Origin of the sequence: Flammeovirga agarivorans (assembly GCF_012641475.1) — a bacterium.
Classification (GTDB): domain Bacteria; phylum Bacteroidota; class Bacteroidia; order Cytophagales; family Flammeovirgaceae; genus Flammeovirga; species Flammeovirga agarivorans.
Genome location: NZ_JABAIL010000006.1, coordinates 457550 through 481635, shown reverse-complemented (window position 1 = coordinate 481635; position 24086 = coordinate 457550). Strand labels below are relative to the sequence as shown.

Annotated in this window: 8 protein-coding genes; 5 read left to right on the top strand and 3 right to left on the bottom strand. The window is 34.2% G+C overall.

Annotated elements, in window-relative coordinates:
- The first annotated feature begins 506 nt into the window (after nt 1–506).
- Both HGP29_RS20105 and HGP29_RS20100 read left to right on the top strand, forming a co-directional pair.
- On the top strand, nt 507–1994 hold the full coding sequence (locus tag HGP29_RS20105) for a sulfatase (RefSeq protein WP_168884223.1): 1488 nt from the start codon (nt 507–509) through the stop codon (nt 1992–1994).
- A gap of 454 nt (nt 1995–2448) precedes the next feature.
- Nucleotides 2449–7566, top strand: coding sequence for a T9SS type A sorting domain-containing protein (locus tag HGP29_RS20100; RefSeq protein WP_168884222.1), 5118 nt, complete (start codon nt 2449–2451; stop codon nt 7564–7566).
- 131 nt (nt 7567–7697) lie between these two features.
- Here the strand turns inward: HGP29_RS20100 and HGP29_RS20095 are convergent, their stop codons facing one another.
- Nucleotides 7698–11465: a sulfatase-like hydrolase/transferase gene (locus HGP29_RS20095; RefSeq protein ID WP_168884221.1), complete on the bottom strand. Its 3768-nt coding sequence runs from the start codon at nt 11463–11465 to the stop codon at nt 7698–7700.
- A gap of 292 nt (nt 11466–11757) precedes the next feature.
- Here HGP29_RS20095 and HGP29_RS20090 point away from each other — a divergent pair, with 292 nt between their 5' ends.
- A complete protein-coding gene (locus tag HGP29_RS20090; RefSeq protein WP_168884220.1) occupies nt 11758–13392 on the top strand; it encodes a sulfatase family protein in 1635 nt (544 codons plus the stop codon).
- Nucleotides 13393–13997: 605 nt separating this feature from the next.
- Entirely contained in the window at nt 13998–14120 is a 123-nt protein-coding gene (locus HGP29_RS29010; RefSeq protein WP_262889542.1) for a hypothetical protein, read from the top strand.
- Between the two features lie 124 nt (nt 14121–14244).
- Here HGP29_RS29010 and HGP29_RS20085 read toward each other — a convergent pair whose 3' ends face one another.
- Complete coding sequence (locus HGP29_RS20085; RefSeq protein WP_168884219.1) at nt 14245–16467, bottom strand: T9SS type A sorting domain-containing protein; 2223 nt, start codon at nt 16465–16467, stop codon at nt 14245–14247.
- Between the two features lie 126 nt (nt 16468–16593).
- A complete protein-coding gene (locus HGP29_RS20080; protein WP_168884218.1) occupies nt 16594–20502 on the bottom strand; it encodes a glycoside hydrolase family 71/99-like protein in 3909 nt (1302 codons plus the stop codon).
- Between the two features lie 336 nt (nt 20503–20838).
- On the opposite strand from HGP29_RS20080, the gene HGP29_RS20075 reads away from it, so the two are divergent.
- The gene (locus HGP29_RS20075; protein WP_168884217.1) at nt 20839–24075 is read left to right on the top strand and encodes a SusC/RagA family TonB-linked outer membrane protein; all 3237 of its coding nucleotides are present in this window, start codon (nt 20839–20841) and stop codon (nt 24073–24075) included.
- Nucleotides 24076–24086 lie beyond the last annotated feature (11 nt).

The window sequence follows — 24086 nt, the reverse complement described above, 5'->3', positions numbered from 1 at the left end:
GGGAACAAATAAAAGCATATCATTAAAAAACCTCCACTTCAAAAAAGACCTTTTTAAGTAATTATTTTGTGGGTGATTGCATTATAAAAGTCTTAATTTTTTCCTTTTATGTATTAAATCTTACTCTTACATAAACTTTCGTTGGTGTATAATGCAAGATTATCGAATCCTTTCTAGGTATTTTTATGTATGTTTTCGACTTGTGTTAAATAACAGTGATACAGTGATTTACGATTGTGTTGTTTGTGTATTTTTTATATGTACCTCTAAATTAAGAATCTATTAATCCATCGTTGATACCTACATTAATTGGTCTCTATTAAAATTGTAGTGATCAAATAGTAAAGGAAGAATTTAATCAAGCTTAAATAGTATGAAATGAATTTTGAAAAGCGTTGATGGTATCCCCAACAATAACGCTGTATTTGAAAACTATTTTCAGAAAGTATTTATTCATTTCATACACCAACAAGTGACTTACATTAAAGATTTTGAAAAACTCAACAATGAAAAGATTAATATTACTAATAGCACTATTCTCTACAGCATTGGCATATGGTGATAAAAAACCAAAGAATAAGAAAAAGCCAAATGTATTATTCATTACAGTAGATGATTTAAATACTCATATACCACTTTTTGGTTATAAAGATGTAATGACACCAAATATAGATAAACTGGCAGGTGATGGTGTATTATTTAGACAAGCGTTTTGTCAGTATCCAGTATGTGGCCCATCAAGAGCATCATTTTTAACAGGTATGTACCCTGACCAAACTAAGATTTTCACTAACGGTCCACATGTAATAGATACAAGACCTGATGCTGTAAGTATTGGTAAAGTATTTAAGGATAATGATTATTGGGTGGCCAATACAGGTAAAGTGTATCACCCAAGATCAGAAGATTTTAAATGGGATGCTACTCGAAAATTAAAAATGAAGGATAATGATTTAGTTCTTCATTTAAAAGGGAAATTTGAAGCACAATATGGTCCAATTGATACACCAGAAAAGCAAAAAGCTTGGGAAGTGTTAAGGGCTCAATATAAAAATGATGACCGTCAGGGAGAACATGCTCTTCCTTTACCGATAAAAGATGGTGTGCCTTTAGAAGACGATTTAAATGTAACTACTTTTAATGAGTGGATCGATAATGCAGCATATGGTGATAAGCCTTTCTTTATTGCTTATGGGTTTCATAAACCCCATGTTCAGTATACAGCTCCTCAACGCTTCTTTGATATGTATCCTTTAGAAGATATTAAGCCAGAGAAAGTTCCTTTTGATGATTGGAATGAAAAACCATTGATTGCCAATTGGAAAAGGTATGAAGCATTTGAAGATATATATTTTGGATTATCTCAGATGGATGCTAGAAAAAGGTATATGCAAGGATACTATGCTTGTATTACTTACATCGACGATTTATTAGGTCAATTAATTTCTAAACTGAAGGAGAAAAACTTATATGAAGACACGATTATCGTTTTCTTCAGTGATCATGGATACCATATGGGTAATCATTTTCTTTATGGTAAAGTATCGTTGTATGAAGAAAGTGCTAAATCACCGCTTATAATAAGAGTACCAGGTAATAAGAATAATGGTGAAGAAGTAAGCAAAACAGTGGAGTTATTGGATGTTTTCCCTACTGTAACAGATTTAGTAGGTCTATCAACTCCAGAAACTGTTCAAGGAAAAAGCCTTGCACCATTACTGAAAAACACAAAAGATAAAAACTTCGAAAAAGTGGCTCTGACTTATGCAAGAAGAGGAGAATTAACAGGTAAATCAGTACGAACAGATCGTTACAGATATACGCAGTGGGGAGAAGATGAGAAAGTATCAGAACTTTATGATTATAAAAAGGACCCGAAGGAATATAAAAATCTTATTTATGATCCATTATATTCTGAAGTGCTCAAAGAAATGAGATCAATCTATCAAAAGAAGATCAAAGAAGCGGCACTTATTGAAGTCGAAGGAAAATAATTATAGAACTTTCCATCAATATCCATTTACTATAGAAGATATTGATGGAGAGTTTAAATATTTGTTGATGATAATGTTAAGTGAAAATTAGAAATGGCTCTAGTTCATCCAATTTAACAGTTCTAATTAATACCTCTTTAATTAATTTTTTAGAGGTATTTTTTTGTTTTACCCTTAGTTGTAAAGAATACTTAAAATAGTATAATACTCAATGGTTAAGTGTAATTGAGAAATTAACGAAAAAAAATTAGCCAATACTAGACCGAGAAAAGGATAAAAACAGCCCATTTTACCCATTTTTATACTCTTTTTGCTATAAAAAGTAGTTCCTGTTAAGTTTCTATTAATTGCTTTAATGTCTGATTAATATGCCATTAATAATCAAAGCATACTTTAGGATTACAATCATTATGAATGAATTATTACCAGCGATACATCAAGAACTGCACAAAGTATGAAAAGAATTTTTACCACTCTCGGGCACTTTCTACCAAAAATAATGTTACCCGTTTTCCTCTGCATTATATTTGATACTTATGCACAGGAACCTTATATACATCTATCTGCTTATGATCCTTCTAATATCACTACCAATAGTGACGGTAAGGTATTGAGTTGGAACGATATTTCCGGAAATAACCATCATGCCACTTCTGATTTGGGCACCGTTGAATACCCTTCATCATCCACTTCATTTTCTGGTATTAATGGGGTAGATATGGGAACATCCCGAAACTGTCTACTACTAATGAACCAAGCTGATGCAGCTTCTATCTTCGATTTTACAGGAGATGCTGCGAGTAATACAGGTTTCAGTGTATTAATAGCTTTTCAAATAGATAATTTTCAAGGGAATAGAGGCGATATTGTTGGAAATACATCGGCAACATCTAACTCTGGATTTGGAATGAAACACCTTTCTGATGGACAATATCAGTTTTATTTAGGAGGGCAATCACTTTCAGTACCAGGAGCTAAAACAACCCAAGATCATTCTATAGTAATGGCTTGTAATTATAATGCAAGTACAGGCGATTTTACATTTTGGGACTCTCAGAATGCTTTAACTCATACCATAAATGTTCCTAAAGCAAATTTCAATTATTTTAAATTTCGTATTGGTTCCACTTCGAATGGTTCAAATTATTTAGACGGAATGGTGGGAGAAGTGAAAGTATTTAACCAAGTGTTATCCGATGAAGAGTTTTTCTATGAATGTAGTAAGATGAGAGATAACTGGTTGAAATTTATGCTTCCTGTAGAGGTATTAGGAGAAGAGGGGGTCATTGAACCAAGAACTCTGACACTTACTGAGGAGGAGGCAAATGCTACAAAAAAAATATGGATGCAAATAAATAACTTGAGTTATGAAAATAAAGCATCAGTTAAGGTCAATGAAGGAGAGTGGTACAACTTAAACCATGAGTCTGTAGATATACCAATACAAGAAGAAAATAGAGGAGGAATGGCTCATGGAGGATATAATACAATAAGATTGAGTTATAACTCTGATGATTTTATTGAAGGTGAAAATACGGTTTATTTTAGGTTTAATGACTCTGATGGAATTTCAAATGGCTTTAGAGTTGTTCGTTTTAACCTACTAGATGAATATGATGAAAATATTCTTCCAGATACGTTTTTTTATGAAGAAGATCCTGATCTATGGATAGGACCATATACAGATAATACATCGATTAACGAAGGAGAGGACCTGTGGAGAAATGGAGATTTATGGTCAAATTATTTAGCGGATGGAGATAATGGATTTTGGTATAATCATGAAATAGTTTCCAATGTAAACATTCAGGCAAAATGTTCTGATTGTCATACCCAAGATGGCAGAGACCTGGAGTTATTTTCTTACTCCAATAAATCAATTATCGAAAGAGCTAAATTTCACCAACTTACAGAAGACGAAGGTCGAAAAATAGCCTCTTATATTCGTTCATTAAAAGATACTCATGATAATGTAAACCGTCATGGAAGACCATGGAATCCACCATATCAACCGGGTCCTGAGTTAGAAGGGAAATCTATCGACTATTGGGCAGCTGGAGCAGGTCTAGATGCAGTACTGGAGAAAGACGAAGACTTACTTCCTTATTTATTTCCAGGCGGTGTCAATGAGGAGTCTGTAGCGAACCTTTTTAATCAAGATGGAGGTGAGGACAGAACAATCATACCCATGCCTTTACAGTTTCCAGATTGGAAACATTGGCTTCCTATGATTCATCCAAAAGATGCATTTACAAAGGATGGTATTTACGAAGAAACATATAATGATAGAGTGTCTTGGACAAATCCAGAAAACAGTAAACTAAACCCTGAAAAAGGGATCGAGATAATCAGAGAAGAGCTTGAAAGTCTACCAAAAAAGAGTGATGGTGTAACTGTTGATATGGTACAAGTGGCTGCAGATCCAACCATGTTGGCTGAATTTAGAGAAGCACACGAAGAATTTAGATATAATTTCAGGTGGTTTTTAGCACAAGGTAGTTCTGATAAACAACATTGGAGAGCAAGGTCTGGTAGAGGTTTAGAGGCTTTAGCGGATGATGTACCTCTAGAGTTTGCCAATACCAGTTTGGCTAGACTAATGGCGGTAAAGAATTTTGAGATTATGCAAGAATTTAATCTTCAGGATCAAGCTTTGGATTATATTCCTGACCATGAGCAAGACCACCCAACAAATCGCCAATGGTTTCATGGTTTATCAATGCATGTTTTTGAAGTACCGCCTCATTTTACAGGTTGTCAGGATGATAATTGTTTATCATTTGACGGTCAGTCAGACGCTTTAGGTACATTTGAATCTTCACTTTGGTATCAACTTCAAACCATCTTAGCAGGAGGAGAAGGGTATCAATGGTGGAATGGCCCTGTGGATTATAATTATCAGCCGGCCTATATATTAAAAAGTTCTAGGTATTCAGGTCTGTACCAACCATTACGATACTATCATTCGTTGAGTACAATGTATAAGACCAAAACATGGTCTGGTGATTTAACGACAAATGATGGTATGGGTTTTAGAATCAGAGTACAAGGCCCTTGGTATTTTTTTGGTAAAGAAGGAGAAGGATTAGCAACAAAATTACATGGTTTTGAACCAGGATATTGGCCAAGTTTATTGGATAAAATTCAACCTGGAATGACCAAATTGGTGTTAGAAGCACAATGTCGAGAATTTATTAAAGCAGTTAGAAAACATGAAATTGACGATTGGACGAGATGGTCATCGGGATTATCGGCATCTAATTTTCTAGATCCTGTTAGTAAGTCTTCAGTGATAGATGTGACCACTTCTAGTGTTTCAGATCAGAATACAGATGGTGATGATTTTGAACCACTTTGGGCTGATCATATGTATTGGGTTATTGAACAGGCGATAAATTTTGGTCTCGATTGTGAGGTGATTAATGAACTTATTACCTGGAGTGATGAGGCGTGGCCTAATATTGATTGGTCGTTTGATATTACTCCAAAAGTAAATCTTAAATTTAATGATAATGCCAATTTATACAGAGATTTAGAATATATAGAAGCTATTATTAGTTCTCCAGGAGAAAACCCAACTTACGAATGGACAATTAATGGTGTAGTATCAGATGTTACTGAAAATAAATTATCTACAGGGGTACTTGAACCTGGGGATGAGGTGATCTGCCAAGTAAACTTGGATGATAGCTGTTATGATACCAATGTTGCTATAGATACAATTGGGATACCTACAGACCTTAAATTTCTGATGAAGTTAAATGATGGGACATGGCAAGATACTGAAGCAATTGTAGCCTGTATGGACGATAATATTTCTGTAAAGTTAGGTCTAGATATTGACCCTATGGTCTGGTTGGATGCGTATGAATTGGCGAGTAGTGAAGAATACGAAGATAATGATAAAGTGACCACTTGGGCAGACGTTTCAGGCAATGGTTATGATGCTATTACATCCAATGAGGATTACGCACCTACATTTACCAGTGACGGATTTAATGGAATGCCAGCATTAGTCTTTGGAGAAAGTAATAGTTCGGCATTAAGGTTACTGGAACAGGATAAGACAAATATTCTGGATGATGATTTTACCTTATTTATTGTACATCAATTAGATCCTGTAACTGCCCAAACAAATACCATCGTCAATAAAAATGGTTTAAGTGAAGATGGGATGTTTTTTAGGGTTTCAACAACAGGAAAAGTGTCTATTTCTTGCGACGACCAAAATGGTTCAGGGTCAGCTCATGGTATACCATTAACTGCGGTTAATATGATAAGAAGAGACGACCAATTGGTAGAGACTTTTCATAATGGAGATTTAGATTTTGAATTGACTCTTCCAGAAGATGCTGTTTTGACAAATGATAATGACCTTACATTGGGCCAATTTGGTTATAATAGCCAAACGAGACATCATAAAGGGATGATTGCTGAGGTAATCATTTTTGATAGAAAAATTTCTGATGAAGAACAGATAATTATTGAAGGGTATTTAGCCCATAAATGGGGAATGAAAGATATTCTTTCTTCTACAAGTCCGTTCTTGTATGATTCACCACTCGCCTTTGATATCCAATATCCTAATGGTGAAACCAATACACTAAATAGTAAAAAAATCAGCTTCGATTTTCAAATCACAAAGGATGAAGATTATGGAGATATGATTTTTACACCAGATTTTGGAAGACTTAATCCGATTACAATAGAATTAATATCACCAGATCTATTTGAAGATAAATTTTCTACGGTAAACTATTCGATTAACAGTGATCACAACCAAGAAGGTAATGATATTGAAGTGACGGAAAAACAGGAACTTAAACTTATGCCAAAAGAGGGCTTGTCAAATGATTATTACTGGGTTGAACCTAATGGTAGTCAAATGCTTATGAATACAGACCCTGTTTGGACAACGGAGTTGGTAAGTGATAAAAATGGCACTTGGCAGCTGGTGATTTTGGACGGTGTTTGTTCTAGTATGCCTGCTCCAGTACAAGTTAATGTTTCTACGGTTTTAGCCACTGGAAGTGATTTGCCTGTTGAGTTAGTTAGTTTTACAGCAAAAACTACTTCGAATACAGTAGAATTAAATTGGACTACAGCAAGTGAATTAAATAATGACTACTTCGAAGTTCAGAGCTCTACAGGTGGTCGCCAGTGGAAAACGCTAGGAAAAAAGAAAGGTCAAGGGAACTCATTAGTAACAAATAGTTATTTATTCATAGACGAAGCACCTAGTCTAAATATGGCTTCTTTTTACCGATTACTTCAATATGATCTTGATGGATTATACAGTATTATTTCCCCAATTCAGGTATTTGTCAATAATATTAATGCTTCTGTGAAGGTATATCCAAACCCTGTTAGAGATCAAGTGAATATTATTTCATCAGGTGCAATATATAGTATCCAGATTTGTGATCAGTTAGGTAGAAAACAAATTGAAAGCTTTGGGGTAGGAGAAAATTCAATGACTCTAAACCTAAGTGAATTAAAGAAAGGGATTTATTTTCTTTATGTAAAACATGGTAATGGTGACTTTATCCAAAGAAAGTTAATCAAGAATTAAAATACACATTTAAAAAGAAGCCAGTTATAAGTGGTATATATTTAAGAATTGTATAAAAAAAAGAGAAGATCATAGGTAAAACTTGATCTTCTCTTTTGTATTCTATGCTATATAAAGCACTTTACTATCATTTACGAATAAACGAATCTAATAATTAACCCTTTAATTCTTAAAAGATACATGCCATGCGGTAGAGTTGAAGGAATTGGAAGTGTAATCTTAGAAGTATTGGTTATACTTGAATGATAAAGCAACTTACCTTGGGTATTATATATAGCTATCGGAAGTTGTTTTTCTGATGAGGTAATATTGTGCTCAATATAGAGTACATTACCATTGGTTGGATTAGGGTACGCGTTCAAATGAATAGTATGGTCCTCATCAATACTTAGAAGGTCACTGTGTTGTAAATCCACAATGATATTTTCACTTAAATCACCAAAAGCAGAATCACTTTGGTACATTTGCCATTGAAAATTAGCCTCTCCTTCTTTTATTCCTTCTGAAACTTCTAAGTCGAACTCAAAGCTTTGAACTTGATTGGGAGCAACAACTTCTCCTACTTTAAGATATACCTTATTCTCTGTCCAGAAATGATCTCCAACATTGCCAAGGTGTACTTCTCCAGAGGTCCAAGTAGTAGTTCCAGTATTTTTCATCTTGACTTGTATAGCATTACTTTTCCCAATTTGAATTGTCGAATTTACATCTTGGCTAATAAATTCAGCTTGATAATAAGGAGAAGCAAATGAAATGGGTATATTTTCGGAAAGTGCAACTTTACCTTCTAACATATCTTGCGAAGCTCCTGCTAACCTTAGATACCAATCATTCTCACAAGGATAACCATCCATATCGAGAGTAACTATACGATCTTTTGCTTCAACAGGAAGGTCCTCACGATTGGTCACCATTTTAAACATTGCAGTACCTTCATCTACCTCATCAAACATCGCAACATATAAAAATCTACTACCAGAGTTTAAAGCATTATATACTTGTTTCCAATAAAATTGACCGCCATTTCTAGGAATTTGATTCAGTTCACCCTGCTTTATATTTAGCCAAGAGAATCCTGGCCACACTACAGGCATATAGTCTATTTCTGCTTTGTTACATTCAGTTAGATCTGGCTGAATATACTCTGTATTCCATTTGTCTATACTTGCGTCATTATTATAACGTCCAACTGACCAAGGAGAAATCATATCTAACTGTCTATAAATATCTGCCCATCCTTCTTCTTGAGCTGAAGAACGGGATAAGTTTCTCCAACCATCTGGAACACCACCTAGTATATAGGCCTGATATTTTGGATCTGCATCTTTATGGAAGTAATCAATGATTTTCTGGAAGGTTTCTACTTTTAAGCCTCTATCTTTAAAACCAATACCCCAAATACCGATGACGGGTTTTCCTTCTTGTCGTACATACGATTCCTGTTCTAAAATTTCGTGTTGGTCCACAATATATTCCCAATCGGCAATCAGCTTGTCAAATAATTGACCGTCATCTGCCGTTCCTGAAATATCGTACATTACAGCGAAATGCCTCTGATGTGTCTTAGAAGCCTCTTTTACATTTTCTAAAATATCATTCCTTACTTTAAACATTTTGGGATCTGACAATGGATTGAGAAAACGTTGAAGGTAAACACCATAAATATCGTATGTTTTCATCCACTCAAAATGTTTCATGGTAGTACTCAAATCATGTGATGAAAATAAAGTAGCACTTTCTCCATTTTTCATGGTCATGTCTACTTCATAAGTATCTGTGTACTCTGACATGTCTGGATAGTAATCAAAACCTAGATGATCGGCAGAGCTCAGTTCATTTGAAGTAAACCAATGCTTCCACTTATTGAACCCAGAGTTATCTTCTTTAGCCAAAAACCAACCTTGATAACCCATCATCATTTTATAGGTCAGTTGATTTTCATCTATCGTATTTTCACCAACCGAAAGTCTCATTTTTGGTGTTAAAACATCATTCCAATTCGATGTTTTATTCGTTAACTTCCATTGGAAATCATATTCACCACTTTTAGTTGGAGTAGTTATTTCTAAAGTAAAGGTATACCCCTGCAATGGTTCAACGTCTTCTTCTAATTGGATGGAAGTAAGGTTTGTCCAATAGGTATTAGTCATGTTTTTCAGCTGAATTTCATTACCTTTCTTCCAAGTCTGCCCTGTATTATTTTGGAAAGAGATATGAACGTTTAATGTAGTATCTAATGATAGTGTATGCGGTACAGATTGTGAAATAAAAGTAGCCGAATTAGAAGATAGTATTTCTTTATTTTTGATAATATTCGCTCTAGAAGAACCTGTATTTTCTAACCATTCGACAAGATATCCTTGTAACCTGTCCACTTGTGATTTATACGAAAAACGATTAGGGTTAGTACCCAACAAGTTTTTCATTTCTAATGGGTCATCATTTAGATTGTATAAAGCATTAAGTTCAGGCTTGTTTGCTGCATATGAAGTGATCAATTTCCAACCGTCGTCGGTAATTACCATATAATTTGGTTGTGTATCACCATGGTAATCCCATTCTGTTACAGCATATGTTCTTTTTTCTTTTTCCTCGATGACATCCTTAAGAGATGCACCATCTCTAAGTTCATCATCCACTTCTAAGTAATCCATGATCGTTGGATAGAGATCAATTAAAGAAACAGGGCTATCAATTTTTGTAGGTTTTATCTTATTTGGATACCAAATAATTAGTGGAATATGAGCAGACTCTTCATAAAACACATTTTTCTCCCTCATACCATGGCTTCCCAACATCTCCCCATGATCACTAGTGAAAATAATTAATGTGTTTTCATCCATACCATATTCTTCTAAGTCTTTTAGGATTTCATTAATGAAATAATCCACTTCTGTAATCAGACCAAAGTAGTTCGACATCATATATTTAACCATTTCTGGATCGGAATACTCAGGCATATTCAATCTCTTATTTGATTTGATATATGGAGAGTTTTCCATGTTGTCGTTGATACTTTCCGATATAGGCATGTCTTCAAGAGGGTACATTTGGTACCAAGGATCAGTTGGTAACATCGGAGCATGTGGAAAGAAATAAGAAATGGTAATATTAAAAGGTTTCTCTTGTTTTGATGCTCTAGCCAATGCCTCTTTAACTTTCTGAGTTTGGTGATAAGTTAAACTCATTTCTTGAGGTAGATTTAGCTTACCATGTTCATCCGGTTGAGTTTTAGGCATCGGATTTCCATTTAAATCAGGTCTCAGGTAATCTTCACCTTTTTTATATCTTGAATCAATTGGGTCAGGGGTATAGAAGTTTTTAAAGAAACTACTCATCAAATCATCTTCGTTGATTTTTATTCCATGATCATTGGCATATTGCTTAAGTAAATCATTGTACTCCTTTTTATCTTGAAGAGTATAAACATTTTGAGTGTTGGTGGAATATTTAAATTCTGAATATCCTTCTGATAAGTGAATTGGAGAGTGATACTTACCAATATATTCTCCATAATAACCATTATCAATAAGTACTTGATCGAAAGAAGGTAAATCACAATAGTTCCCCTCATTAGGGTTACTATATGCATCATCATTTCTTCTTACACCGTTATTCTCTACGGTTTGACCAGTAAGAATTACCGTTCTAGCGGGTCCGCATACAGAACATGGTGTGTAGGCATTTGTAAAATATGCACCTTCATCCGCAAGTTTATCGAGAGTTGGTGTTTTTAAGAAATCAAATTTCCCGGCTTTACCTAATGCATCGAATCGTTGTTGATCTGTCATGATAAAGAGTAGGTTTGGTTTCTCTTTATCTTCTTGTGCGAATAGAGACAGCGATATAAAAAAACAACAGAATGCTAAAGTGACTGTTTGATAGTAAATTTTCTTCATTTCAAATTTTAATTATGTATGGTATAATTTCAATTTAGAATCAAGAGAATAATGGGGTATTAAAATTCTATTAATAGAAGATATTATGATATAGAATAGAAAGTAAGCAGAACAACAATGGAATTTATTTATGCCTTTTTCTGATTAAAAAGAGGCCTTTTTGTGTTATTAATGGTCCATTAATCGGGTGTTAGAAATCAATTAACCTAATTTCTGATATTTGATTAGTACATATTTTAGATATGTGTAAACTGACTTTTATTTTAAGAAAAGACGAGCAGCATTTTTTAGTATGAAATTTACGAATTTACTTATCTTCCTTTTTACAGGTACATTTTTCAGTTGTGTTGTTCAGCCACAACAACAAGCTAAGAAAACAGCTAAGCGACCTAATATCTTATTTATTATGTCTGACGATCATGCTTACCAAGCGATCAGTGCATATGATAAGACCTTAACTTCTACTCCGAACATTGATAGAATTGCCGATGAAGGAATGAAGTTTAATAATGCTTGTGTCACGAATTCTATTTGTTCACCATCTAGGGCAGTGATTTTAACAGGTAAACATTCACATATTAATGGTAAAACAGATAATCATTTTCCATTCAATAAAGATAATGTCACTTTTCCTCAGATCTTTCAAGAGGCAGGATATCAAACAGCAATGTTTGGTAAGCTACACTTTGGAAACAATCCAAAAGGATTCGATCAGTTTAAAATCTTAATAGGACAGGGACATTATTATAATCCTACTTTTATTACCAAAGAAGAAGGTAAGAAAGATTACAAAGGTTATGTGACAGATATTGTAACGGACATGACTTTAGACTGGTTAGATAAAGAAAGAGATAAAGAAAAACCATTTATGTTGATGTATTTGCATAAAGCACCTCATAGAGAGTGGTTGCCAGATGAAAAACATTACAAAGAATTTACTAAAAAGACTTTCAAAGAACCAGAAACTTTATTTGATGACTATGCAGGTAGAGCTACTGCTGCCCACACTGCAGAAATGAATATTCTTAAGCACATGAATTGGGCAGGTGATTCTAAATTATATCCTGCAACGATGGAAGCTTTAGGTATAAAAGAGGGTTCACATTGGGATTACGAAGCTTTTAATAAAGAAAGAGACAGAATGACCAATGAGCAAAGAGAAGCATGGGATAAAGTTTATAAACCAGTAAATGAAGATTTTGCCCAAAAATTTGCATCAATGAATGAAAAAGAATTGATGAAATGGAGATACCAAAGGTATATGCAAGATTATCTAGGGACAATTGCTTCAGTAGATGACAACGTAGGTAGAGTATTAGATTACCTTGATGAAAATAAATTAGCAGATAATACGCTAGTGGTTTATACTTCTGATCAAGGTTTCTATTTGGGAGAACATGGTTGGTTCGATAAAAGATTTGCCTATAATGAATCTTTTAAAACTCCATTATTAATCCGTTGGCCAAATAAAATTAAGGCAGGAATGACCAATGAAGAGATGGTACAGAACCTGGACTTTGCTCAAACTTTCTTAGCGGCTGCAGGTATAGAAGCACCATCAGATATGCAAGGAGAAAGCTTAATGCCTCTATTAACTGGAAATGATGCGGAGTGGGATAGAGAAGCAGTGTATTACCATTATTATGAATATCCATCTATTCATATGGTAAAACGTCATTATGCTATCATCACAAAAGAATACAAACTTATTCATTATTACTATGATGTAGATGAGTGGGAATTATTCGATAGAAAAAAGGATCCACATGAGATGAAAAATGTTTACAATGATCCAGAATACAAAGAGGTGGTAGCTAAAATGAAAAAAGATCTTGCTGATCTAAGAGTAAAATATAAAGACAATTCAGAGATAGATCAAAGATTATTGAAGATGTATCTTGAATCAAAATATGCGAATAACGGATAATTTCAAATTATCATTGTGTGTGAGGGTGGAACGTGTGTTCTACTCTCTCTTTTCTAACCAGTTTAAAATTTATTCGGATGTAAGTCCGTAAAATAAAGACTTTGATAAATTCTGTTTATCAACTGAAGAGGAAGGATGCTCATTTTTAAGAATGCATTCTCTTCTTTAAATAATCTGAAGGAAACAAATTTCTTCATAGAGTACTATTTCATAGACACTTACTTTTTGTGATTTAGTAATGACAATTTAATAAGGACGACTGAAAAAGCATCAATAAATATAAGTTGATGCTTTTTTGTTTTAAAATAGACCAGAATTGATGAAAAATTTCCAACTATGTCTTTTACTATTATTGTGTGCTAATTATAGTTATTCGCAAAAGGATAAACTTTTTTTACCCTCTGGTTTATCTGATATTGAACGGGTAAGAAAAGAAGTAAGGATAACTAAAACATCGTCAGAAAATATCGAGAAACGTAGAGCTACTTTATATAGATGGGAATGGAAATATTTTAAACTATTTTACATAAAAATAGGGAATTACAGGACAGGTCTTAATAGTCAAAAATCAACTTTATTACATATACCACAAAGGAAACATAGAAGTGGTAAATTTAGATGATGGATCAGTAAAATGGAGATTACTACTTGGAGGAACCATGTTGGAAGTTGTTCCAGTAATATATGGGAGTAATGCATTTATACAATGCAAAAATGGCTACTTGTAATGTATAGAATAACCGCTAGGAATGGACTTTTCTTATTGAAACTAAAGATCTCATATAACAATATCTACTTGATAGATAGAAACAAAAATGCCGTCTTAAACTGTATATTAAGACGGCATTTTTATTAATTTTTGACTATCCGTATCGAAGCCTTTTTACCGTCTCCGTAAATAGTAAGAAAGTATACACCTTTAGGTTGATCAACTTCAATATCAAGAATTTGTTGGTGATTGTATTCATTTGAAAATACTAATCTACCGTTAACATTGCGTAGTTCTATTCTAGCTTGATTGAATTGTTTACCCAAATCAACTTTAAAATTTTGTGCGATAGGATTCGGGAAAACTTTCACCTGAACACCCAATTGATTATCAATAATGCCAACCGTGGTCATATTAATACAATCAGAAATTACTGTACAACCTTCTTCAGTTAACATTACAGCATAATTTCCTTTTTCTGTAACCACAAAAGATTGATCAGTTTCCCCTTCAATAATACTGTAGTCATTATCACAATCTACCCAAACATAAGTGGCATTAGGGTTGTTGGCTGTAAGAACGTTGCCATTTACGGATACTTTTCTCACAGCAACAGTATTTGTTATTGTAAGATTCAATTGAACTACAGAATCACATCCGTGTATGTTCTGAAGTGTAAATGTTGGTTCATTTGTACTTTCATAATAGGTGTTTCCATCTATCCAAGTAAATCCTTCACAAGAATTTTGCTCATCTATAGTCACTAAAACATCATCGTTAAGTTTCTTTAAACGACTATTTAGTTGTGCTTCATATAATGATGAGGGAATAAGTTGGGCCTCGTTATTGGTTCCTTCAATGTACCCTTCAGGATTTGAAAAAGGTCCAAGGTTGTCAACGATACCTTTACATCCAATGGCAAAATTTTGTCCTGTTGGTGGTTTCTGAATTACAATTTGTCCATCATCTGCACCTTCTCTTGTAACATCACAATTCCATGCTACAGAATTTGCTGATGACCATCCATGACCTGTACCCCAATTTCCTCTATTAAAAAGACCGAGTACTCGACCAGGATTTTCACCATAATCTCTAAAATTATCAAATAACATACCTGTAGTCCATCTCCTATGCCCTTCAGAGGCTGTAAGAGGATCTATAGAAGTACAATTATAAAATACAATTCCAGCTACAGAACTCGTACCATTCGATACAAAATTATGGCGACCTTTCCTTGCTATACAATTTGTGAATAATACATTCTGAGTAGCGGTATTTGTACAATAATTATACTTATAACCACCGCTAGATGGACCAATAGGATCATTTGCTTCACAATCTGAAATGGTTAGGTTTCTTGATGAATATATATCAACACCAGCATAATAAAAGTGTATGAACTCACAATTTTTAATCCATGAATCCTGCAATTGTGTACACTTAACTGCCGAACTAGCATGGTCTTTATCATCTGGGTCTGAAGTGTCGTATTCAATATCAATACGCAAATCTTCTAGTCCAGCATTTTCTATAAATCCAGTATTGTCATGCACATAAATATAGGATTGTGATAAGCTACGAACTAGATCATTAAAAACAGGACTGTTGGTATATATTGTATTACAATTTATAGCTGTAATAGTTGTGTGATAAATAATTGGTTGTTCATCTACAACCCAAGGGGCATCTCCAGCAGTCCCGCCGTAGTCAACACTTTCTATCCATTCTGCAGTACAAGGATGGTAAATAATAATTTCATCACCTATCTTATATTTACTTGCATCTTCTACCTGAAAGTGCTTTTGCCCAACTTTTACTGTATCATCTACTATATTTGATCTTGTATTGGCAATTTCCGTACTGAAAACAGTGTTTTGACCACCTCCAATGTGGATTACAGGTCTGCCAGAGGGATCGTTTCCAACACCATATAGAATTGTATTTTCTGTAACGTCCTCTTTATCGCCAGAGCCTCTTAATATCACTCCAGAATATTTTAACCTGATAATACCATGGACATCATATTGACCTGGATTGAGTAATACTGCCCCTCTAATTCCATTTTCGTCAGCTTCTATTTGTCCAACTTGATCGATCGCTGCCTGAATATGGGCTGTATTATCACCATCAATAGGATCAATGGTTAGTTTTACAGGGACATCAGGAATTTCTTCATTACCACTTTTATATCCTGCACTTGAAAAATCTGGAAGTTTAATACCAGATGTAGGATCAACGAAGTAGGTCAAATTTCCATCATCATCGATATTAACTAGATCAGATTGCCATGTATCTTGACTAAAAACAGAGGTTGGTTTTGTAATTATAAAAAATAATACAAATATAATTTCCTTATTTAACTTCATGATTAAAAAATATTATGTCATCAGGAAATAGGGTTTGTTGATGAGCTTGGTTAGTAATAAAATAAAAAAGAATTCACCACTGTAAGATATTGATTAAATACCTTGCAGTGGTGATGTAGAATTAGATTATTTTTCCATTTTTCGAGTAGGAATTTCCTTTCTTAAGTTTGAAGGATTGTCTAACATTTTTCTTCCTTCTTTAACTAACCATAAATAGTGGTCAGTAGGTAACCCCTCATTGTCTACCATTTGTAATCCCACTGGAATGTCATTGGTGATTTTGAAGAAACAAGTAGCTTCATCAATTTCATCAAACATGCCGATATATACCATCTTTGCACCAGCTTTTGCAGCACCATGCATTTGCTCCCAGAAGAATTCTCCTTTCAGTCTTGGAATCTGATTTAATTTAGAATCTCTGTGCATATTGTACCAACTGAAACCAGGGAATAGTACAGGCATAAAATCAAGCTTTTCTTCCTTACACCATACAATATCGTCTTCAATGATAGGGTAGAAGTCAGGGTATTTTCCTTCTTTGATTCTACCTGTGTACCAAGGTAAAACAATATCACTTCTTCGTACCAAATCATGGAATAGAGGATCATTTGTGGCATCAAAGACACCATCTCTCCAACGCGTAGGAACGCCCAATAGAATAGAGCAACCACCATAATCAGGATCATTTTGAAGAAAATCGATGATCTTCTCACAGTGCTCTAGGTAATATTTTCTTGTCTTTTTCTTGGGGTCGAAACCGACACCCCATATCGCTACTAATGGCTTGCCGTTCGTCGATAAATAGACATCTTTATATTTAGTAGTTAGCTTGATTTTATCCACTAACTCTTTCCAGTCTTTAATAAAATCTTCAACACCTTTATCACCTTTCATACCAGACAAGTCATACATAATGGCCACACCTCTGTTGTGCTTTTTCGCAGCCTCAAGGCTATTAACCAATACCTTATTTAAGTTTGGATTGATCAATGGAGAAGCAGCTGAAGTTACAAAACGCTGTACAAAGGCAGCATCAATATTATACTCTTTCATCCAACGGAAATGAATATCCTGTGTCACTGGATTTACAGAAGAGAATAACTGTGCCGTTGAACCGTCCTTGTGTTTAAAAGGAGTATCATATTTTGCAGATTCAGGGAATTCACTTAAGTCAGGCCATGCATCTACTCGAATATTGTCAACTGATAAAGGCTGCTTTTTAATAAAGTTCTTTTGGTAGTGTTTCCAATGTAAACCAGAACCGTCTTTTGGTGCATTAAACCAACCTTGGTACCCAGTATAAACCTTCATATCTGCAGTAGAGAACTTGAATGTTTTACTGTGTTTGGTGTTCATTTTTACATTCTTCTTGACATAAACAGCTGCCCTCTTCACTTCTTTCTCTAACCCTTCTTTGGTGTTTGCCAATTTAAGTTCTCTGATTATCGCTTTATCATTCGAATTAATGTTAACTCTTATATCATGTCCATTACAATTTTTCTCGAAACGAGCATCAGCAATTTCAAAATAAGCTTTCTTCCATTTTCCAGAATCCTTTAATTTAAAAGCATGTGCTGTTTTCCAAGCACCAGGCGTTGTTTTTGGATTTTTCTTGAAATTTTTGTCTTTACTATCATAGAAAATTGCAGCATTACCTGTTCCCTTGTCAAGGTATTCTAGGTAACCAAAAATCTTAGGACTTTCTGAAACAATTTCTTTAGATAGAATATCAAAGTAAAGCATTTTGACATTATTGTTCGCTTTAGACTTGATATCCCAAGCTTCCACTCCATCAATAGTCACCGTTTCATTTAACGTTTCTGTACCACCTTTAATGGCAACTATACCTACAAAAGTTGGCTTTTTCTCTAAACGAGAAGCAATTACAATAGAATTTGTTACTGCATCACCTTGGTTTAAAGCCGCTTTACTTTTGGCAAATTTCAGTTTACTGATAATAGGATTTTCACCCGTATTGAAATTGATTCTTAAATCATGTCCATTACAGTTTTTTTGGAAACGAGCATCAGATATGGTGAAGTATGATTTCTTCCACTTGCCTGAATTTGTCAGTTTAAATGAATGTGCTTTTTTCCAAGCACCAGGTTTTGCTTTTGGATTTTTCTGAAAGCTTTCGTCTTTACTATCATAGAAAACGGTCACATTACCATTGCCTTTGTCTAGGTATTCGATGTAACCAAAAATCTGATCGTTTGAATTGATGTACTCTTTCGACTTCACATCGAAATAGATCATCTTAACATCTTCATTCTTCACAGCTTGAACTTCCCAAGCAGTTCTGCCATCCAAGTCAATAGGTTTATTGGCAGTCTCACTGTTTGCTTTAATAGCCACAAGACTATTAAATGATGGGCTTTTACCTAAAGAAGCTGAGATAGTATTACTTGCAATTGTTTCAGCACTCGTCTCTTTTTCTTTATTTAAATCTTCTTTACTTTTAGCAAATTTCAGTTTGCTGATAATAGGATTTTCACCTGTATTGAAATTGATTCTTAAATCATGTCCATTACAGTTTTTTTGGAAACGGGCATCAGCGATTTCGAAATAAGCTTTCTTCCACTTTCCAGAATTTGTCAGTTTAAAAGCATGCGCTTTTTTCCAAGCACCAGGTTTTGCTTTTGGATTTTTCTGAAAACTTTCGTCTTTACTATCATAGAAAATGGTTACACTACCATTGCCCTTGTCTAGGTATTCGATATAACCAAAAATCTGATCGTCTGAATTGATGTATTCTTTCGACTTCACATCGAAATAGATCATCTTAACACCTTCATTTTTCACTGCTTGAACTTCCCAGGAAGCCTTTCCGTCCAATTCAATAGGTTTATTGGCAGTTTCACTGTTTGCTTTAATAGCTACAAGACTATTAAATGATGGGCTTTTACCTAAAGAAGCAGAGATAGAGTTACTTGCACCAGCGCCAGCACCTGTCTCATTTTCTTTATTAAGTTCTTCTTTACTTTTAGCAAATTTCAGTTTTTTGACGATAGCTTGTTCACCGGTATTGAAATTGATTCTAATATCATGTCCATTACAATTCTTCTGGAAACGGGCATCATCGATTTCGAAATAGGCTTTCTTCCATTTTCCGGAATTTGTCAGTTTACATGCATGTGCTTTTTTCCAAGAGCCTGGTTTTGCTTTAGGGTTTACTTGTACACCTACATCTTTACTATCATAGGTGATGATAATATTACCGTTACCTTTATCAAGGTATTCTAAATAAGCATAAAGTTTGTCACTCTCGGCAATAAATTCTTTAGCATTCACATCAAAATAAATCATCTTGACATTTTTATTGCCTTTTGATTTTACCTCCCAAGCATCGATACCATCAATGTTGATCGGTTGAGTAGCTGTTTCTCCATTTCCTCTTACTGCGATTACTTTATTAAATGTTGGGTTGCTTCCCAAAGTAGCGGAAATAGATTTAATCACCTTTGGAGCAGAATTAGGATCGCGAGAAATTTTTAATGACCTAACATAAACTTCTTCATCTGAACCTATAAGGATTACAATATCATGATTGTCACATTTCTTATTGAAACGGGCATCGTTAATAGTAAAGGTTGTGGTGATCCATTTATTATTTTTTTGGAAGTTGAACTGTTTTCCTAATTTCCAAGCACCTTTCGCTTGGTTGTTTACTTTGACCTTTTGGTCATAGCTATCATATTTAAATTGAACAAACCCGGGTCCTTTAGAAAGATACTCTAAAGTAATAGTTAGTGTCTGTCCTTTTAAATTGAATTGCTTCTCATTGACATCAAAATATAAATGAGCTAAAGATTTATTTTCTTCCTTGTTAATCTTCCATGCACCTTTGCCTTTTATGGAAGCAACCTCATGAGGTCCTTTTACAGGTTGAAGACTTTTATTGTCTAAATTATTGTGTAATGTAGCTTCAATGACCAAATTACTTCCTTGAGAGTAGCCTTCTATAGGATAGCAGATAATGAATACTACAAAAACACTTAGTAAGTAGTTTTTTAATTCCTGAAAAAATAAATTCATTTCATATAATAATTAGAGTGATGTATTAGGATTCTTTCTAAAATTATATCTTCAGTCTAAAGAAGTCTTAACAGTTGATTAATATGGCACATAATATGATTATTAATCAATAAAGTCACAGTAATATTTGATAAGACTACAATAATCAGTCATTTTTAGTAAGAGTTGATGTTAAGGCAGTGTTATTTTTTAGCCTCAATTATAGTATTAAGAATGTATTAATTTGTGACTATGATTCAATTAACAAGTAAAACTATCTTCGAACTATTCAATCTGGTCTAACTGAGATTTTTTGAAATTATGAAATGATAATTATTTAATGACAATCTATTTAGTATGAAACGAATAATTACAACTATACTGTTTTTACTTTCTATCTATTCTCTAACTTATGCTCAAACAGAGACACACATTGTCGAAGGCGTAGTGTTAGAAGAAGCTTCAGATATTCCTTTACCCGGTGTAAATGTTCTTGTGAAAGGAACTGCCAAAGGTGCTGTGACAAACTTAGAAGGTAAATTTAGTTTAGAAGCAGGTATTGATGATATTCTTGTATTCTCATTTATAGGTTTAGAACCTAAAGAGATAAAAGTAGGGTATCAAACATCATTACAGGTATCTCTAAAAGAAGATACGAAACAATTAAAGGAAGTTGTTGTAACGGCTCTTGGTATTGATAGAGATAAGGAGAGTTTAAGTTATGCAACACAACAAGTTGAAACAGAAGAATTACTTCAAGGAAAGCAATCAGACTTCATTACCAATTTATCAGGTAAAGTTGCTGGTGTGCAGATTACAGCTTCAGATTCTCCAACAGGATCGAGTAGAGTGGTAATTAGAGGTGTATCTTCTTTAGCTAAAGACAATCAACCGTTATATGTAATTGATGGTGTTCCTATCGAAAGTGGCTCTGGTGATTCTGGTGTTACTGTCGGAGGTGGCAATAACATTGATTACGGAGGAGGAGCAAGTTTTGTGAATCCAGAAGATATTGCAGATATACAAGTGCTAAAAGGAGCGAATGCTGCTGCCCTGTACGGCTCTAGAGCTACCAATGGTGTGATTATGATTACTACTAAGAAAAGTAATAAGAAAAATAAAGGTTGGGGAGTATCTTATGGGTTGAATTATCAGGTAAGAGAAGTTTCTCAGTACCCAGATTACCAAAATGTCTATGGTGCTGGTAATGCATTCCGATTGGGAGCTAATGAGCAATATATTGATCCAGTGACAGGTTTACCTTTGCTAAATCAATACAATAGAAGCTGGGGTTCGCCAATGTTAGGTCAAGAAGTGATCGGTTATAATGGTCAGCCAACAACTTATGATGTTAACCCGAACAATGTTAAAGATTTCTTCCAAAGAGGAAGTACTATGACTAACTCGTTTTCAATTCAGAAAAGTGGTAACAATGGTTCAGTATATATATCATATACTCGTCTTAATGCTGACGATATTGTTGATACTCAGAATGAACAAGTTAGAAATACATTCAATGTAAGAGCGACAACTAAAGTAACTGACTTTCTTGATGTCGATACAAAAATGACTTATGTAGGGGAGAACACTGATAATAGAATGCATAAAAATGGTAGTGTTCATAACCCATATTATATTTTCACTTTCATGCATAGAAATGCAAACCTAGAAGACTTAAAACCTTGGAAAGATGAAAATGGTAATGAATTTGGACAAAGAAATACATTTTCAAACCCTTACTGGGCGATCTATGAAAACTCTAACAATGACAAATTGAGTAGAATTTTACCTACAATTACACTAAATGCAAAGATTGCCAATGGCCTATCTTTTAAAACTAGAGTAGGAGGTGATTTACAATTTAGAAGTGGTGAGGTATTCAATAATAAGGGTTCTGTGAATGACCCAGATGGTTTCTTTAGTACGTTTAATAGAGATATTGCCGTTTGGAACTACGAAGCATTCTTAAACTACAGTAAGCGTGTTAGAAAATTTGATATCCTTGTCAATGTAGGTGTAAGTAGATTCGACCGAAGAATGAATTATACTAGAACAGATTTTAATTCATTAGTTGCTGCTGATTTTGGTAGTAGTGCGAATGCGGCTACTTACCCTGAGGTTTTCCAGACAGAAGAAAAGAAACGTATTAATTCAGTGTTTGCTACAACTTCAATAGGGTATAATGATTTTATCTATTTTGATTTAACAGCCCGTAATGATTGGAGTTCTACTTTACCTGAATCTAACAATTCGTACTTCTATCCAAGTGTAGGTACTTCATTCATCTTCACAAATGCATTAAATATGTCGAGTGATGTATTATCATTTGGTAAATTAAGAGGTTCAATCGCACAAGTAGGTAATGATACAGATTTTAACCAAATCAATAATACTTACAGTTATGGTGGTAATTATAACGGTTATGCATGGGTATCTAATCAAACCGTTATGCGAAATACAGATTTAAAGCCTGAAAGTACAACTTCTTGGGAATTGGGTACTGAATTGAAGTTTTTTGGTGGCAGAATCTCATTAGATGCAACATATTATGATAATGTTACTTCCAACCAAATTATTAGAATCAATATGCCAAAAGGTTCTGGTTATGATTATAAAATGATTAATGCCGGAGAAGTACAAAATACAGGTGTAGAATTGGTTTTAGGCACTAAAATAATAGACAAAAAAGCGTTCAACTGGGATATTAATATTAACTGGTCGAAGAATACATCAATGGTTAATTCTTTATATAAAGACGAAAAAACAGGTGTTGATATCACTCAGATCAGATATAGAGGATTAAGAGATATTTCAGTAAATGCAGAAGTGGGTCAACCATTTGGTGTTATCAGAGGATCAACATGGTTAACAGATGATGAAGGACGTAAATTGGTATCTGCAGAGGGTGTGCCTATCCAAAATCAAGAGCAGGTTTTAGGTAATGCACAACCGGATTGGTTAGGTGCTGTGACTAATACTTTCAAGTATAAGAACCTAGACTTTAGTTTCTTGATTGACGCAAAAATTGGAGGTCAAATATTCAGTGAAACGTATTCAAGAGCTGAAACTTGGGGTAATACAAAGTCTTCATTAGGAGGTAGAGATGAATATTGGTTTAGTAATACCATCTTAGGAGAAAACAACCAAGAAAGAGCAGGTATCGGTGAAGATGGAAGAGTGTATGGCGACTATGATAGAGACAAGGGAATTATGCTAGACGCTTGGATTGCTGAAAGAAACCCAGAAACTGGAGAATGGAAAGCGGTGAAGAAAAATGATGCTTATATCAGTCCTCAAACATTCTGGCAATTAGGTACTTCAAATGCGAGTGAATATAATATTTATGATGCTTCATATGTAAAATTAAGAGAAGTTTCTATTGGTTATAATATACCTCAGAAATTATTGAGAAAGTTTAAAATCAAGAGAATGCGTATTGCTGCAGTAGGTAGAAACTTATGGATTATTTATCAAAATACTCCAAAAGGTATCGATCCTGAAGCTGCTTCTTATTCTGGTAATGGTCAAGGTATTGAGGTGGGATCTTTACCTCCAACAAGTACACTTGGTATTGATTTTAGAATTAACTTTTAATCAGAGCAAAC